Source organism: Euhalothece natronophila Z-M001 (genome assembly GCF_007904085.1).
Taxonomy (GTDB): Bacteria; Cyanobacteriota; Cyanobacteriia; order Cyanobacteriales; family Rubidibacteraceae; genus Halothece; species Halothece natronophila.
The window spans coordinates 3,201,639-3,214,587 of sequence record NZ_CP042326.1 but is presented as its reverse complement, the minus strand read 5'-3'; the positions used below and the strand labels follow the sequence as shown (position 1 = coordinate 3,214,587).

Here is a 12,949-nt window from a genome sequence, read left to right as displayed (position 1 = left end):
ATCGTAACTGATGTGATTTATTAAAAGCAAGTTCATGATACCCCTCTTCAGTCTTAGCCGTAGCTTATACCATTTTCAAAAAATCAGGTTACAGTAGATCCCCCCTTCGCCCCCCTTTACTAAGGCAGGGCTGTTTCATTCTCGGGGTAGAATTGTCAAGGTAAAGCGCGATCGCGGTAATTCATCGGTTTGGTTAAAATTAGTCCCTTAAAACTTATTTATAGAACCCTGCATAAAGGGTTTTTTCCTATCTACAGAGTAACAGCCTCACCAAGATAGATGTATTCAGTTGAAGGAGATTATGATGAAACGGTTTAAAATTTATCAAATCAGCATTCTTAGTTTAATCAGATTATTGATTCCCTCAACGCTATTGAATGTTACGCTCAAACAACCAATTGGGCAAAAATCTTGCAAAAACTTCTAATATCTCTTTATGTCATTGGTTTATAAAGGACGAAAGATAAATAAAGGTTGGGCTACAATCCCCGACCTCTTTAATTATGGATTTAAATATTCCACACAGATAAACGGTAAATATTTAGCGCGATCGCGCTGATGATGAGAAGATTTAATTAATGAAACGCTTTGAATATCTTTGGCAAGTCGCAGAGAGAGATCGCGCTCAAGCTGTGGGAAACAAAAGCAGTTTTCCAATCAATCCCAGTAAACCAGTAATCAGGGCAACACTGAGAGTTACCAACAAATTCCAGACTCTTCCCTCTTGCTTGTTGAACTGATCAGATAAGGCTTTTATCATTTATTTTTGAGTTTCCAAGGATTAAAAATTTTAACAGTTGTTGCGCTAAAATCGTTAACATTACGAGTAACAACTGCTAAATCATAAACTAAGGCGGTTGCTGCAATTAAACTGTCCATAACAGCTAATTTTGTTCCCTTAGCTTCTAATTCTCCACATAATCTTGCCCACCGATCAATTACACTTTGATTAATTGTTAAAATTCTTCCTTCAAATCGAACTCCGATTCTCTCGACCCATTCCCAAAGACGTTGAGATCGGACAGGTTGAGATTTTTCAAGTTTAATTATACCTTTTTTCAGTTCTCCAATTGATAAAATACTAATCAGTAAATGTTCTTCTCTTTGCTGATCTAACCAATTAATTACTACTGTGTTCGGTTGCTTTTTAACATATTCAGATAGAACACAGGTATCAAGCAAATAGTTCATAGAGTAATGTTTCGTCCTGTGTCTTGATTTCTAGTAAAAATTTCCTCTTCTCCTTCTTCAAGTTCGGGGAGTAGCAAAACTTCTGATAATTTATAATCACTATCTTTAATCGTTGTAGTATTTTTATTTGCATTTAAGTTGTCAAGAATTAAGGAAGCTATTCTCGTTTGTTCTGTTTTAGGTAGCTGCTTTAACTGATTAATTGCTTTCTCTAATAAAGGAATCATCGTTTAATTCTCTGTACTCTCTCTGCCCTATCATAGCCTTTTTCTTTCATTATTCTCTATTTTATTTCTTCTTTGTAACTGGTAACTGGTCATACAGTTGAGGGGCACACAAAACGGCAAAGCGGTTAATTTCAGCGCGATCGCGCTCAAGCTGTGGGAAACAAAAGCAGTTTTCCAATCAATCCCAGTAAACCAGTAATCAGGGCAACACTGAGAGTTACTAACAAATTCCAGACTCTTCCCTCTTGCCTGTTGAACTGATCAGAAAGGTTATTCGTTTTTTCCTCCACTCTTGCTAATCGCGAGTCTATGGATTGTAATTTTTCGTTTTGGGTATCGAATTTTGATTCCAAAGAGTCAAAACGTCCTTCCAAAGAGTCAAAACGCCCTTCCAACCTTTCGAGTATTTGAGCAAAATCAGTGTCTGTTGCCATTTATTTCCCCTCATTAAGCGCATCTTCTGAAATTTGTTGGGGCATCAGTAGCATGATGTATTACTATGTACTATCCTACAAATATTGTAAAGCGCGATCGCGCTGTAGGTGACCGTGTTCAAAGAACACATCGCTAAAAGGGGAGAAAATGAAAGATAGAATTTAAATTCCTCTTTTTTATAGATTTATTAGCAACATCGCGTACCTCCCAATATTCATCCCGAGCCAGTTTTCGGAGGATTTTAGGGGAAGTATTGGGGTTAAAAGCTACTTCTTGGCGTACCCACAAAATTTCATCCCGAGCCAGTTGTTGGAGAATTTCTATGGGAGTATTGGGGTTAGAGGCGACTTTCCAGCGTACCGAAAAATATTTATCCCGAGCCAGTTGTTGGAGAATCTCAGAGGAAGTATTGGGGTTAGAGGCAACTTTATCGCGTACATTGTTATCCCGAGCGAGTAGTCGGAGAATCTCAGAGGAAGTATTGGGGTTAGAGGCGACTTCAGAGCGTACCCTCCCATCTTCATCCCGAGCCAGTATTTGGAGAATTTCAGGGGAAGTGTTGGGGTTAGAGCCTACGTTAATGCGTACCCTAAAATCTTCATCCTGAGTCAGTTGTTGGAGAATTTCAGGAGGAGTGTTGGGGTTAGAAGCTACTCCTAGGCGTACCCCACAATCTTCATCCTGCGCCAGTTGTTGGAGGAGTTCTAGGGGAGTATTGGGGTTTTTGGCGACTCTAGAGTGTACCCACCCATTTCCATCCCGAGCCAGTTGTTGTAGGAGTTCTAGGGGAAGGTTGGGGTTAGAGCCGACTTTAACTAGAGATTCAATAGCTACTCGACTTACCCTCTCATCTTTATCCCGAGCCAGTTGTTGTAGGAGTTCTAGGGGAAGATTGGGGTTAGAGCCGACTTTAACTAGAGATTCAATAGCTACTCGACTTACCCTCTCATCTTTATCCCGAGCCAGTTGTTGGAGGAGTTCTAGAGAAGTGTTAGGGTTAGAGCCAACTTTTTTGCGTACATCGCTATTTTTATCCCGAGCCAGTTGTTGGAGAAGTTCTAGGGGAGTGTTGGGGTTAGATCCGACTCCAGAGCGTACCAGCCAATATTCATCCTGAGCCAGTTGTTGAAGAATTTCAGGGGGAGTCTGATCAGCTTTTACCAACTCCAACTTCTCCACAAACGTCGCTTCTGCTACGACCTTTAATCCCTCCTGACCATACTGAACCGCTTGTTGGAGGGCAATAACACGCTCTTGTTGATTGGAATTTTTTAAGCGTTGTTTTAATCCTTCAATACCACCAAGGACAGCCCCTCGTTTTGGCGTAGTTTGCCCGCCTAAAACGGCATCAGTTTCTTTCGGTTTCTTGTTTTCAGTCATGGCTAGAGTTTAATTCAATATAGAAATGGGGACATTTTAAACGGTTTAGGAAAAAGTTAAGACCAAGAACCAGTAGCGCGCGCTGTAGGTGACCGTGTTCAAAGAACACATCGCTAAAAGTAGAGAAAATGAAAGCTAGAGTTGAAATCCTCTTTTTCTTAGAGAATTATTAGCTTCCCTGCGTACCCATTCATGTTCATCCCGAGCCAGTAGTTGGAGGAGTTCTGGGGGAGTTTGGCGGTTAAAGGGTACCCAAAAGCGTACCCTATGATCTTCATCCCGAGCCAGTTCTTGGAGAACTTCAGGGGGAGTGTTGGGGTTAGAGGCGACTCCTTTGCGTACGCTCCAATCTTCATCCCGAGCCAGTTGTTGAAGAAGTTCTAGGGAAAGGTTGGGGTTAGAGGCGACTCCAGAGCGTACCAGCCTATCTTCATCCCGAGCCAGTTGTTGGAGAATTTCAGGGAGAGTATTACGGTGAGAGGCTACTTTATAGCGTACCTTCCCATGTTTATCCCGAGCCAGTTGTTGAAGGACTTCAGGAGGAGTATTACAGTGAGAAGGTACTTCATCATATAGAGGTTTTAATATGATCTCCTTAAGCAGTTGTTGGAGGAGTTCTGGGGGAATGTTGGGGTTAGAGGCTAGTTCATAGCGTACCAATACATCTTCATCCCGAGCCAGTTGTTGTAAGAGTTCTAGGGGAGTGTTGGGGTTAGAGGCGACTTTTGTGCGTACACTCGGATCCTGATCCTGATCCAGTTGTTGGAGAGTTTCAGGGGGAGTGTTGGGGTTAGAGGCGACTCCTTCGCGTACATCCTTATCTTCATCCCGAGCCAGTTGTTGGAGAAGTCCTAGGGGAGTGTTGGGGTTAGATGCGACTTCAGAGCGTACCCCATAATGTTCATCCCGAGCCAGTTGTTGGAGGAGTTCTAGGGGAGTATTGGGGTTTAAGGCGACTTCAGAGCGTACCCCATAATGTTCATCCCGAGCCAGTTGTTGAAGGAGTTCTAGGGGAGTATTGGGGTTTAAGGCGACTCCAATGCGTAGTGATACATCTTCATCCCGAGCCAGTTGTTGAAGGAGTTCTAGGGGAAAGTTGGGGTTAGATGCGACTTCTCTGCGTACATCCTTATGTTCATCCCGAGCCAGTTGTTGGAGAGTTTCAGGGGGAGTGTTGGGGTTAGAAGCGACTCCTCGGCGTATCCCCTTACTTTCATCCCGAGCCAGTTGTTGGAGGAGTTCTAGGGGAGTGTTGGGGTTTTGGGCGACTCTAGAGCGCACCAGCTCTTCATCCCGAGCCAGTTGTTGGAGAACTTCAGGGGGAGTGTTGGGGTTAGAGGCGACTACATCGCGTTGGCGTACATCATCACCATTTCTAGACTGAGCCAGTTGTTGGAGGAATTCTAGGGGAGTGTTGGGGTTAGAGGCTATTCCTTTGCGTACATCCCAATCTTCATCCCGAGCCAGTTGTCGGAGAATTTCAGGGGGAGTGTTGGGGTTAAAGGCTACTTCTCGACGTACCACCACCCCTTCATCTTGAGCCAGTTGTTGGAGAATTTCAGGGGGAGTATTGCGGTGAGAAGCTACTTCTCGACGTACCACCACCCCTTCATCTTGAGCCAGTTGTTGGAGAATTTCAGGGGGAGTATTGCGGTGAGAAGCTACTTCTCCGCGTAGCTCCATATCTTGATCTTGAGCCAGTTGTTGGAGAATTTCAAGGGGAGTGTTGGGGTTAGAAGCTACTTCATTGCGTACCTTCCAATTAGAATTTTCCGAGCGTTTTTTTAATCTAAAAACAGGATCTTGATCAAGTAATGCGAGAATTTCAGGGGGAGTCTGATCAGCTTGTTCCAACTCCAACTTATCCCCAAACGTTGCTTCTGCAACGAGCTTTAATCCCTCCTCACCATATTGAACCGCTTTTTGGAGGGCAATAACACGCTCTTGTGGATCGGAATTTTCCAAGCGTTGTTTTAATCCTTCAATGCCACCAAGAACAGCCCCTCGTTTTGGCGCAGTTGTTTGCCCGCCTAAAACAGCATCGGTTTCTTTGGGTTTTTTGTTTTCAGTCATGGCTAGAGTTAAATTCAATATAGGATTGGGGACATTGTAAACGGTTTAGGAAAAAGTTAAGACCAAGAACCAGTAGCGCGCGCTGTAGGTGACCGTGTTCAAAGAATACATCGCTAAAAGGGGAGAAAATGAAAGATAGAATTTAAATTCCTCTTTTTTATAGATTTATTAGTTGCGCTATGTCCCCCCCCCATATTCATCCCGAGCCAGTTGTTGGAGGAGTTCTAGGGGAGTATTGGGGTTAGAGGCGACTTCTTTGCGTACCCATTCATGTTCATCCCGAGCCAGTTGTTGGAGGAGTTCTAGGGGAGTATTGGGGTTAGAGGTGACTTCTTCGCGTACCCACCCATATTCATCCCGAGCCAGTTGTTGGAGGAGTTCTAGGGGAGTGTTGGGGTTAGAGGCGACTCTTGCGCGTACCCTCTCATCTTCATCCTGAGCCAGTTGTTGGAGAATTTCAGGGGAAGTCTTGGGTTGGGAAGCGACTTGTTTGCGTACTACCCACCCATCTTCATCCCGAGCCAGTTGTTGGAGGAGTTCTAGGGGAGTGTTGGGATTAGAAGCTACTTTTTGGCGTACCCCGCAATACTTATCCCGAGCCAGTTGTTGGAGAGCTTTAGGGGAAGGGTTGGGGTTAGAGGCGACTTCTTTGCGTACGATCGAATCTTTATCCTGAGCCAGTTGTTGGAGGAGTTCTAGGGGAGTGTTGGGGTTAGAAGCTACTCCAGAGCGTACCACCCAATCTTTATCCCGAGCCAGTTGTTGAAGAGCTTCAGAGGGAGTGTTGGGGTTAGAAGCTACTTTTTGGCGTACATTAGTATCTTCATCCTGAGCCAGTTGTTGGAGATTTTCAGGGGGAGTATTGGGGTTAGAGGCGACTTTAGAGCGTACATTAGTATTTTCATCCCGAGCCAGTTGTTGGAGAATTTCAGGGGGAGTGTTGGGGTTAGAGGCGACTTTAGAGCGTACATTCCAATTAGAATCTTCCGAGCGTTTTTTTAATCTAAAAATCGGATCTTGATCAAGCAATGCCAGAATTTCAGGGGGAGTCTGATCAGCTTTTGCCAACTCGCACTTATCCCCAAATGTCGCTCCTGCAACGAGCTTTAATCCCTCATCACCATATTGAACGGCTTGTTGGAGGGCGATAACACGCTCTTGTTGATTGGAATTTTTTAAGCGTTGTTTTAATCCTTCAATACCACCAAGGACAGCCCCTCGTTTTGGCGTAGTTTGCCCGCCTAAAACCGCATCAGTTTCTTTCGGTTTCTTATTTTCAGTCATGGTTTATCTCTTCTAGATTTTCCTCTCATTTTTCTGGATTAATCATTAGATAGCAGTGATGAATTATTATGATTATTTAAACCCATTTCCCCACAACTACCTTGACTGTTCCATCTTCTAAAACTTCTTCCTCTTCTACATCAAATCCTTCTTCCTCCACTGTTTCCATTAAAGTCCGATGAGCATACTTTTGGTTAATTTGATTTAAAAACTCTTTCTCATTAATGCTTGCTCCCCAAAAATCAGCGACTAATTCATAATTTCCTTGATTGTTACGAAAGCCTAAATCATAGCCATTGTTTTGCCGAATTACATAGTCAGCGTTGGTTCGATTCCCTTGATAACCTCTGACTTGAGCATTGGTTTCGACTTGATAGCCAAGTTCGGTTAAAATTTGTTGGAGAATGTCTCCATTTTTAATTTGAATTTTGATGGTACTAAAGTGTGACATGATTTTTCCTCCTTATTTGGTTGTTAAAAAACTAATCAACTTGAATGGGATTAATCCCTGTTGAAGATTGATAATTCCGTAATTCTTGTAATAAGTCATCATCTTTAGAAGCAGTTCTTGCCCCTGCTTCCGCTGCCCATTTTTTCAAGGCTTCAATTTGTTGATGCGCGATCGCGCTTAAGGGAACTGTTTCTTCTAAGGCAGCTAAAATATCTTCTGTCGTAAAATCTCGCCGTTTGCCACTTTCTCCATCTCCAAAAGCAAGGTGCATGGCATCAATAATCGCTTGCTGAATCTCTGCACCACTAAAATTTTCTGAAGATTGAGCCAGTAAATCCAAATTAAATTCTTGTAAGCGCGAGCCTCTAATTTGTTGTAAATGTACCCGAAAGATGGCTTTGCGTTCCTTCTCTGTAGGAAGATTGATAAAGAAAGTTTCATCAAATCGTCCTTTTCTTAATAATTCTGCCGGTAACACTTGCACATTGTTAGCCGTGGCGACAATAAAAACAGGCTGCGTTTTCTCCTGCATCCAAGTAATTAACGAGCCAAAAACTCGTTCTGATGTTCCTGAATCTCCACTTACCCCACTGCTAATACTGCCAAAAGCCTTATCAATTTCATCTATCCAGAGAATGCACGGCGACATAGCTTCTGCTAACTGAATCATTTGTCGCACTCGACTCTCACTTTCCCCGACAATTCCGCCAAATAATCGCCCTGTATCTAAGCGTAATAAGGGAACTCGCCATTCATGGGCTATGGTTTTGGCAGATAGGGATTTTCCTGTTCCTTGGATGCCGACTAATAGCAGCCCTTTTGGGGTGGGAATACCATAGCGTTTGGCTTCATCGCTAAAGGCATCTTTTCGCATCCTCACCCATTCTTTGAGATTTTCTAAGCCGCCAACACTTTTTAAGGAATCTGGTGCAGGGGAAAATTCCAAAATTCCTGTTTGTCGAATGGTTTGTCGTTTCTCTTCTAAAACAACATCAATATCTGTTTCATTGATTTCCTGTTTAGCAGCGAGAGCCTTTGCTAAAACTCGCCTAATTTTAGCACGACTTAACCCCTGACAGGCTTTGAGAAATTGTTCTTTTCCCAGTCCTTCTAGTTTCAATTTATCAGGAGTAACTAATTGCGAAACCAAGTAATCAATCTCTTTTAGATTAGGAAGGGGAAAATCTAGAACTGTTATTTCTTCAGATAATTCAGGGGGAATTTCTAGGCGATGAGAAAGCAAAAGGATCGTCTTACGGCTGGTTTTTAATTCACGGGTGAGATTTTTTAATTCCCGAATAATGGGGGCATTTTTATCAGCTTCAGGATTTTTAAGGATGCCATGTAAATCACGGAAAACAAAAAGTGTTCCTTGATCCTCTTTCGTGGTATGAACGCGACTTAAAGCACCGATGATTGATGCTTTATCTTTATGATTATCGCTCCAACCTCGGACAATATCCCAATATATAACTTGGCGTTGAGGTTGACTATTGTGGGAGACTTGTTCAAGAACTTCTTCGATTGGTTCTTCTTCAGTGGCGACGAGATAAATTAAAGGATAGCGCGATCTTAGCATTAAATCTAATTGCGCGATCGTCTCTTGATGGGGGTGTTGAGGACTAAGGACAGCGTCTTTAGAAGTAGGTCGAGCAGTCATGAACATTCTCCAATCGTTAAATATTAGGCTAACATTATTTTTTGGGAAAAATGACCACTTCACTTAAGATTTAAATCAATTAAGGAGTTTAATATAGCGTTTCCTACTACGGTTGAGGGATACAGGAGTCATTGGTTTACAAAGGACGAAGGACAAAAACCTCATGAGCGTGAAAAGCTATAAAATAGAGATAAACTACCAAAACTGAGCAATTATGGCAGAATATCAACGAGTGGAATACCGCATTGGAAAAGATGGCAAAATTACTGAACAAGTTATCGGTGCTTCAGGAGAAAGTTGCAAGGAAACTACCTCTGACATTGAATCAGCTTTAGGAGAAGTTGAATCCCAAGAACTTCTCCCTGAATATTACGAAGGAGAAGAAAACTTAGCCAATCAAGAAACTCAGTTTTTACAGCAAGGAAATGAGTAGCGAACAAGAATTATTTTGGTCAAGTTGGTTGTTTCTACTAGCAGCGATTATTGGTATTCTTTGGCTGCAAGATCAATGGTCAAAACCAACGGAAAACTCGAAAGCCTCACCATCTACTTCTCCCGATACTGAAGATTTCAAAGAAGAATGTCAACGGTTACGAAAACAATTAGAAACGCAAAGAGAGACAGTTAAAGAAGAAATCCAACAAGTAACTTTTGAACAATTACAATCCCTGTTGACTCAATTTCCTAGTGCGCGAAAAATGGCAGAAGCGAAACCCAATTTACCGGCTAGTAATTTTTCTGCTTTATTTACTCCCCTCGAAAATTTATTAGAGGAATGGGAAATTACACCCATTGGTGAAGTTTGGCAACAGGTAGAATTTGATCCTCAATCTCATCAAGCCGATAGTGAAGAAATAGAGGTAGGAGAAAAAGTGTATGTACGCTTTGTGGGGTATCGTCAGGGGGAAAAAATTCTAGTTCCTGCGAAAGTGAGTCGTACTTTACCCGCAGGGGTGGTTGAGAGTTAAAAGGAAAATGACCATTATTGCTGTTGATTTTGGAACCACTAACACTGTTATCAGTTATCTTCCTCCCGACTCTGAAACTCCAACCACAGTCAAACTTGATCAACTCTCACGAGTGTTCCGCCTACGCAATCAGCAAGGAGAGATTAAAGAAGTTCCTGTGATTCCTTCCTTGTTGTTTATTGATTCCTCTGGACAGCCAAAAGTGGGAGAACTTGTCCGATCGCGCCGTTTAGGGTTAACGCAACCGCAACGCTTTTTTAAGGGATTTAAGCAGGATTTGGTAGCAGATTTTCAACCCCCTCCTAGAGAAATTGATGGTGATTTCTATCCCCCAGAAACCGTATGTGAGCAGTTTTTAACGACGATTTGGCAAACCTTACAAGCAGAAAATTGGCAGCCAACACAAGCCGTATTTACAGTTCCTGTGGGCGCATTTGAACGCTATCGACACTGGTTTTGGCAATTATCTGAAAAATTAAGGATTCCCCAATTACAATTAGTGGACGAATCTACAGCCGCCGCCTTAGGTTATGCCCAAAAGCGTCCTAACGCCTTGATTTTAGTGATTGATTTTGGTGGCGGCACTCTAGATTTAAGTTTAGTTCGTACGGCTTTTGGGACAAATGAGCAAGAATTAAAAGGAGAAGTTATTGCCAAAGCCGATGCTTATGTTGGGGGGAGTGATATTGATGCTTGGATCGTTGAAGATTATTTGAAATCTATAGGTCGCCGTCGAGAAGAGGTTGATGAGACAACGTGGCAGAATTTATTGGCAATCGCAGAACAACTGAAAATTCGATTATCTGGAAAAGAAGAAGCTAAGGAAAGCTGGTTAAATGAGGAAACCTTTGAATCTTATGAAATCAGCTTACAGCGTAATCATTTAGAGGAGATTTTAGAAGTCCGTCAGCTTTTAGATCAACTGCGAGAAGTGCTAGATGATGTGATCTCCACTGCCTTACGGAAAGGGATACAAAAAAATGAAATTGAACAAGTGTTACTTACAGGGGGAACGTCTCTCATTCATGCAGTGCAAAATTTGGTGATTTCTTTCTTTGGACGAAAGCGAGTACAGTTTTCTAACCCGTTTGAAGCGGTTTCTCATGGGGCGTTAGTGGCAGCGAGTTTGCACAAGTTAGAGGATTACTTACGCCACAGTTATGCCATTCGTCTCTGGGATCCAGCATTACAACAATATCAGTATTATCAGCTTTTTGAGAAAGGAACCACCTATCCCTGTGAGGGGGAAACGTTAATCTTACAAGTAGCCGTAGAAGGACAAAAAGAGATTGAATTAGATATTGGCGAGTTAGCAGAAGTGTCTCAAGCAGGAGAAGTCAGTTATGATGCTCAAGGGAGAATGACTGCAGGAAACATCAATCACCAGCTACGGTTTAGTTCCTTGGCTGAAAATCGAGAACAGGTTTGTGTCGCCCATTTAGATCCTGTTGGAAAAGTAGGGCGCGATCGCGCAGCAGTCACCTTTGCCATTAATGAACGGCGCATCTTGGTAGCAACTGTCACAGATTTATTAACCCAACAAGTCTTGGTGGATCATCAAGAAGTGGTCAAGCTAAGGTAGGGTTTGCTTTATTTAGCAAGGAACAAACTACCTCGTTTTTCTTAAGAAGAAGTTAAATCAGAAGAAATAATCGCGATTGCCCCACTATGTAAGGGTTTCAGGCGATTACTTTCAATTTTCACCCCGAGAATGAAACAGCCCCTGCTTTACTAAGGGGGGTTGGGGGGAAGCCTTCGGCACTGCTTTCAGCCTACGTTGTGTAGCACTAGTTTATAGAAATGGTATTAGTTGCAGGATTAACTATTACGGAAAAACAAACCTTATCTTAATCTTGAGTAACATTCCCTTGCTTATCTTTTCCCCAGAGATAATTTCCTGAAAATTGGGGGATAAACGCTGAAGTTGCACCCAAAATAGCGTCATATCCACCAAGGGGGGATAGGGATTACGTTAAGCAAAAATTTACATTACCATCGTCCTAAGAAGACAATATATTTTAACGAGATAAGAACACAATGGCATACGAACTTCCTGCATTACCCTATGACTATACCGCGCTAGAACCTGCAATTTCTAAGCAAACCCTAGAGTTTCATCATGATAAACACCATGCTGGTTATGTGAAGAAATTTAATGCGGCGGTAGAAGGAACAGAATTTGACCGCAAACCCATTGAGGATGTTATCAAAGCCATTGCTGGCGATGATAGTAAAACCCCCATTTTTAATGCGGGCGCACAAGCCTGGAATCATACCTTTTATTGGAATTCCATGAAACCCAATGGCGGTGGCGAACCAAGCGGCGAATTAGCTGATAAAATTAAATCAGACTTTGGTAGTTTAGATAAGTTTAAAGAAGAATTTAAAAACGCTGGAACTGGTCAATTTGGTAGCGGTTGGGCTTGGCTAGTTTTAGATAATGGTACGCTCAAAGTTACCAAAACCCTTAATGCTGATAATCCTTTAACTGCAGGACAGACTCCACTCCTAACCATGGATGTTTGGGAACACGCCTATTATTTAGATTATCAAAACCTACGGGGTAGCTATATTGATGCGTTTTTAGATCAGTTAATTAATTGGGACTTTGCTGCTAAGAATTTAGCAAAAGCGAAGTAATTAGCTATTAAGTTTACTGAAAATTAACTTTTCATAATTAGGGTGTATCGAGGATGCACCCTACAAGTTATTAATATTATTTTCTGAAAAAGCATGATTCTTGAACCCCATTATCCTCAAAAGGTTCTCTCTTTTGACTACCGAGGTTTTGATATCAAAATTACCATTGATGAAACCGACGATGAAATTACTTATGCCGCCTGGATCGGTTATGATTATGGGTGGGCAATGGCAACTCCTGCTGCTAAGTCTCGTAGTGAAGCAATTCAAAAAGCAAAGCAGTGGACTGATACTAAGCTAGGATAGTGTGGATTAAAACGCCACCAATATAGCCAGAGGCGCAGGTAAGCAATAGAATGGTTAAAGCCTGCCAACGTTTGAAAGTAGTTCTTTGTAGGTCTAAACGGAAGAGTGTTCCTGCTGCTAACAAGACTAACAAACGGGCAAAAATATTAATCCAAGTGAGAAAAACGGCAAAACTAAAGGCAAGAACTAAAACAGTTAAAAAAGCACGCTTATCAGAAGCTAACCAACTTCCAAATAAAAGTTCAATAATGGTAATGGGAGCAGTTAATCCCATGTCTATTAATAACAAAAAACTCCCAAGTAGTATTAAAACTGGAATTGCCTCTGTCGTTGT

15 protein-coding genes are annotated in these 12,949 nt (G+C 42.2%); 5 read left to right on the top strand and 10 right to left on the bottom strand.

Annotation, left to right across the window (positions count from 1 at the left end):
* Positions 1-501: 501 nt before the first annotated feature.
* From FRE64_RS17600 to FRE64_RS15820, 9 genes are all read right to left on the bottom strand, one after another.
* Positions 502-657, bottom strand: a complete 156-nt coding sequence (locus FRE64_RS17600) for a hypothetical protein (protein WP_186708881.1) — start codon at positions 655-657, stop codon at positions 502-504.
* Between the two features lie 99 nt (positions 658-756).
* A complete protein-coding gene (locus tag FRE64_RS15855) occupies positions 757-1,191 on the bottom strand; it encodes a type II toxin-antitoxin system VapC family toxin (RefSeq protein WP_146297117.1) in 435 nt (144 codons plus the stop codon).
* Positions 1,188-1,418 carry a hypothetical protein gene (locus FRE64_RS15850; protein WP_146297116.1) on the bottom strand — a complete coding sequence of 77 codons (231 nt, stop codon included), beginning with the start codon at positions 1,416-1,418 and terminating at the stop codon, positions 1,188-1,190. The genes FRE64_RS15855 and FRE64_RS15850 overlap by 4 nt, the downstream gene beginning before the upstream one ends.
* Before the next feature lie 146 nt (positions 1,419-1,564).
* Positions 1,565-1,852 (bottom strand): hypothetical protein, encoded by a 288-nt coding sequence (locus FRE64_RS15845; RefSeq protein ID WP_146297115.1) that lies wholly within the window; start codon positions 1,850-1,852, stop codon positions 1,565-1,567.
* 133 nt (positions 1,853-1,985) lie between these two features.
* Entirely contained in the window at positions 1,986-3,233 is a 1,248-nt protein-coding gene (locus FRE64_RS15840; RefSeq protein WP_146297114.1) for a HEAT repeat domain-containing protein, read from the bottom strand.
* A 135-nt stretch (positions 3,234-3,368) separates the two neighbouring features.
* Positions 3,369-5,306, bottom strand: a complete 1,938-nt coding sequence (locus FRE64_RS15835) for a HEAT repeat domain-containing protein (protein ID WP_146297113.1) — start codon at positions 5,304-5,306, stop codon at positions 3,369-3,371.
* 177 nt (positions 5,307-5,483) lie between these two features.
* Positions 5,484-6,590 carry a HEAT repeat domain-containing protein gene (locus tag FRE64_RS15830; RefSeq protein ID WP_146297112.1) on the bottom strand — a complete coding sequence of 369 codons (1,107 nt, stop codon included), beginning with the start codon at positions 6,588-6,590 and terminating at the stop codon, positions 5,484-5,486.
* A 76-nt stretch (positions 6,591-6,666) separates the two neighbouring features.
* The gene (locus FRE64_RS15825) at positions 6,667-7,041 is read right to left on the bottom strand and encodes a DUF1257 domain-containing protein (protein ID WP_146297111.1); all 375 of its coding nucleotides are present in this window, start codon (positions 7,039-7,041) and stop codon (positions 6,667-6,669) included.
* Positions 7,042-7,072: 31 nt separating this feature from the next.
* Positions 7,073-8,701, bottom strand: coding sequence for an AAA family ATPase (locus tag FRE64_RS15820; RefSeq protein ID WP_146297110.1), 1,629 nt, complete (start codon positions 8,699-8,701; stop codon positions 7,073-7,075).
* A 214-nt stretch (positions 8,702-8,915) separates the two neighbouring features.
* On the opposite strand from FRE64_RS15820, the gene FRE64_RS15815 reads away from it, so the two are divergent.
* The 5 genes from FRE64_RS15815 (at position 8,916) to FRE64_RS15795 (ending at position 12,615) form a co-directional block, all read left to right on the top strand.
* Complete coding sequence (locus tag FRE64_RS15815; RefSeq protein ID WP_146297109.1) at positions 8,916-9,134, top strand: DUF2997 domain-containing protein; 219 nt, start codon at positions 8,916-8,918, stop codon at positions 9,132-9,134.
* The gene (locus tag FRE64_RS15810) at positions 9,127-9,669 is read left to right on the top strand and encodes a nucleotide exchange factor GrpE (RefSeq protein WP_146297108.1); all 543 of its coding nucleotides are present in this window, start codon (positions 9,127-9,129) and stop codon (positions 9,667-9,669) included. The genes FRE64_RS15815 and FRE64_RS15810 overlap by 8 nt, the downstream gene beginning before the upstream one ends.
* A gap of 7 nt (positions 9,670-9,676) precedes the next feature.
* A complete protein-coding gene (locus tag FRE64_RS15805) occupies positions 9,677-11,251 on the top strand; it encodes an Hsp70 family protein (RefSeq protein ID WP_146297107.1) in 1,575 nt (524 codons plus the stop codon).
* Positions 11,252-11,706: 455 nt separating this feature from the next.
* Positions 11,707-12,309, top strand: coding sequence for a superoxide dismutase (locus FRE64_RS15800; RefSeq protein ID WP_146297106.1), 603 nt, complete (start codon positions 11,707-11,709; stop codon positions 12,307-12,309).
* Between the two features lie 93 nt (positions 12,310-12,402).
* Positions 12,403-12,615, top strand: coding sequence for a hypothetical protein (locus tag FRE64_RS15795; protein ID WP_222597835.1), 213 nt, complete (start codon positions 12,403-12,405; stop codon positions 12,613-12,615).
* On the opposite strand, the gene FRE64_RS15790 is transcribed toward FRE64_RS15795, so the two are convergent.
* Complete coding sequence (locus FRE64_RS15790; protein ID WP_246140347.1) at positions 12,602-12,889, bottom strand: hypothetical protein; 288 nt, start codon at positions 12,887-12,889, stop codon at positions 12,602-12,604. The two genes, FRE64_RS15795 and FRE64_RS15790, sit on opposite strands and share 14 nt — an antisense overlap.
* Positions 12,890-12,949: the final 60 nt, after the last annotated feature.

What these genes read in the sequence shown, in the direction of transcription:
- FRE64_RS15800 (WP_146297106.1), top strand. Translation starts at nt 11,707, where the DNA reads ATGGCATACGAACTTCCTGCATTACCCTATGACTATACCGCGCTAGAA.
- FRE64_RS15840 (WP_146297114.1), bottom strand. Translation starts at nt 3,233, where the DNA reads ATGACTGAAAACAAGAAACCGAAAGAAACTGATGCCGTTTTAGGCGGG.
- FRE64_RS15855 (WP_146297117.1), bottom strand. Translation starts at nt 1,191, where the DNA reads ATGAACTATTTGCTTGATACCTGTGTTCTATCTGAATATGTTAAAAAG.
- FRE64_RS15815 (WP_146297109.1), top strand. Translation starts at nt 8,916, where the DNA reads ATGGCAGAATATCAACGAGTGGAATACCGCATTGGAAAAGATGGCAAA.
- FRE64_RS15850 (WP_146297116.1), bottom strand. Translation starts at nt 1,418, where the DNA reads ATGATTCCTTTATTAGAGAAAGCAATTAATCAGTTAAAGCAGCTACCT.
- FRE64_RS15795 (WP_222597835.1), top strand. Translation starts at nt 12,403, where the DNA reads ATGATTCTTGAACCCCATTATCCTCAAAAGGTTCTCTCTTTTGACTAC.
- FRE64_RS15810 (WP_146297108.1), top strand. Translation starts at nt 9,127, where the DNA reads ATGAGTAGCGAACAAGAATTATTTTGGTCAAGTTGGTTGTTTCTACTA.
- FRE64_RS15835 (WP_146297113.1), bottom strand. Translation starts at nt 5,306, where the DNA reads ATGACTGAAAACAAAAAACCCAAAGAAACCGATGCTGTTTTAGGCGGG.
- FRE64_RS15820 (WP_146297110.1), bottom strand. Translation starts at nt 8,701, where the DNA reads ATGACTGCTCGACCTACTTCTAAAGACGCTGTCCTTAGTCCTCAACAC.
- FRE64_RS15830 (WP_146297112.1), bottom strand. Translation starts at nt 6,590, where the DNA reads ATGACTGAAAATAAGAAACCGAAAGAAACTGATGCGGTTTTAGGCGGG.
- FRE64_RS15825 (WP_146297111.1), bottom strand. Translation starts at nt 7,041, where the DNA reads ATGTCACACTTTAGTACCATCAAAATTCAAATTAAAAATGGAGACATT.
- FRE64_RS15845 (WP_146297115.1), bottom strand. Translation starts at nt 1,852, where the DNA reads ATGGCAACAGACACTGATTTTGCTCAAATACTCGAAAGGTTGGAAGGG.
- FRE64_RS15805 (WP_146297107.1), top strand. Translation starts at nt 9,677, where the DNA reads ATGACCATTATTGCTGTTGATTTTGGAACCACTAACACTGTTATCAGT.
- FRE64_RS15790 (WP_246140347.1), bottom strand. Translation starts at nt 12,889, where the DNA reads ATGGGATTAACTGCTCCCATTACCATTATTGAACTTTTATTTGGAAGT.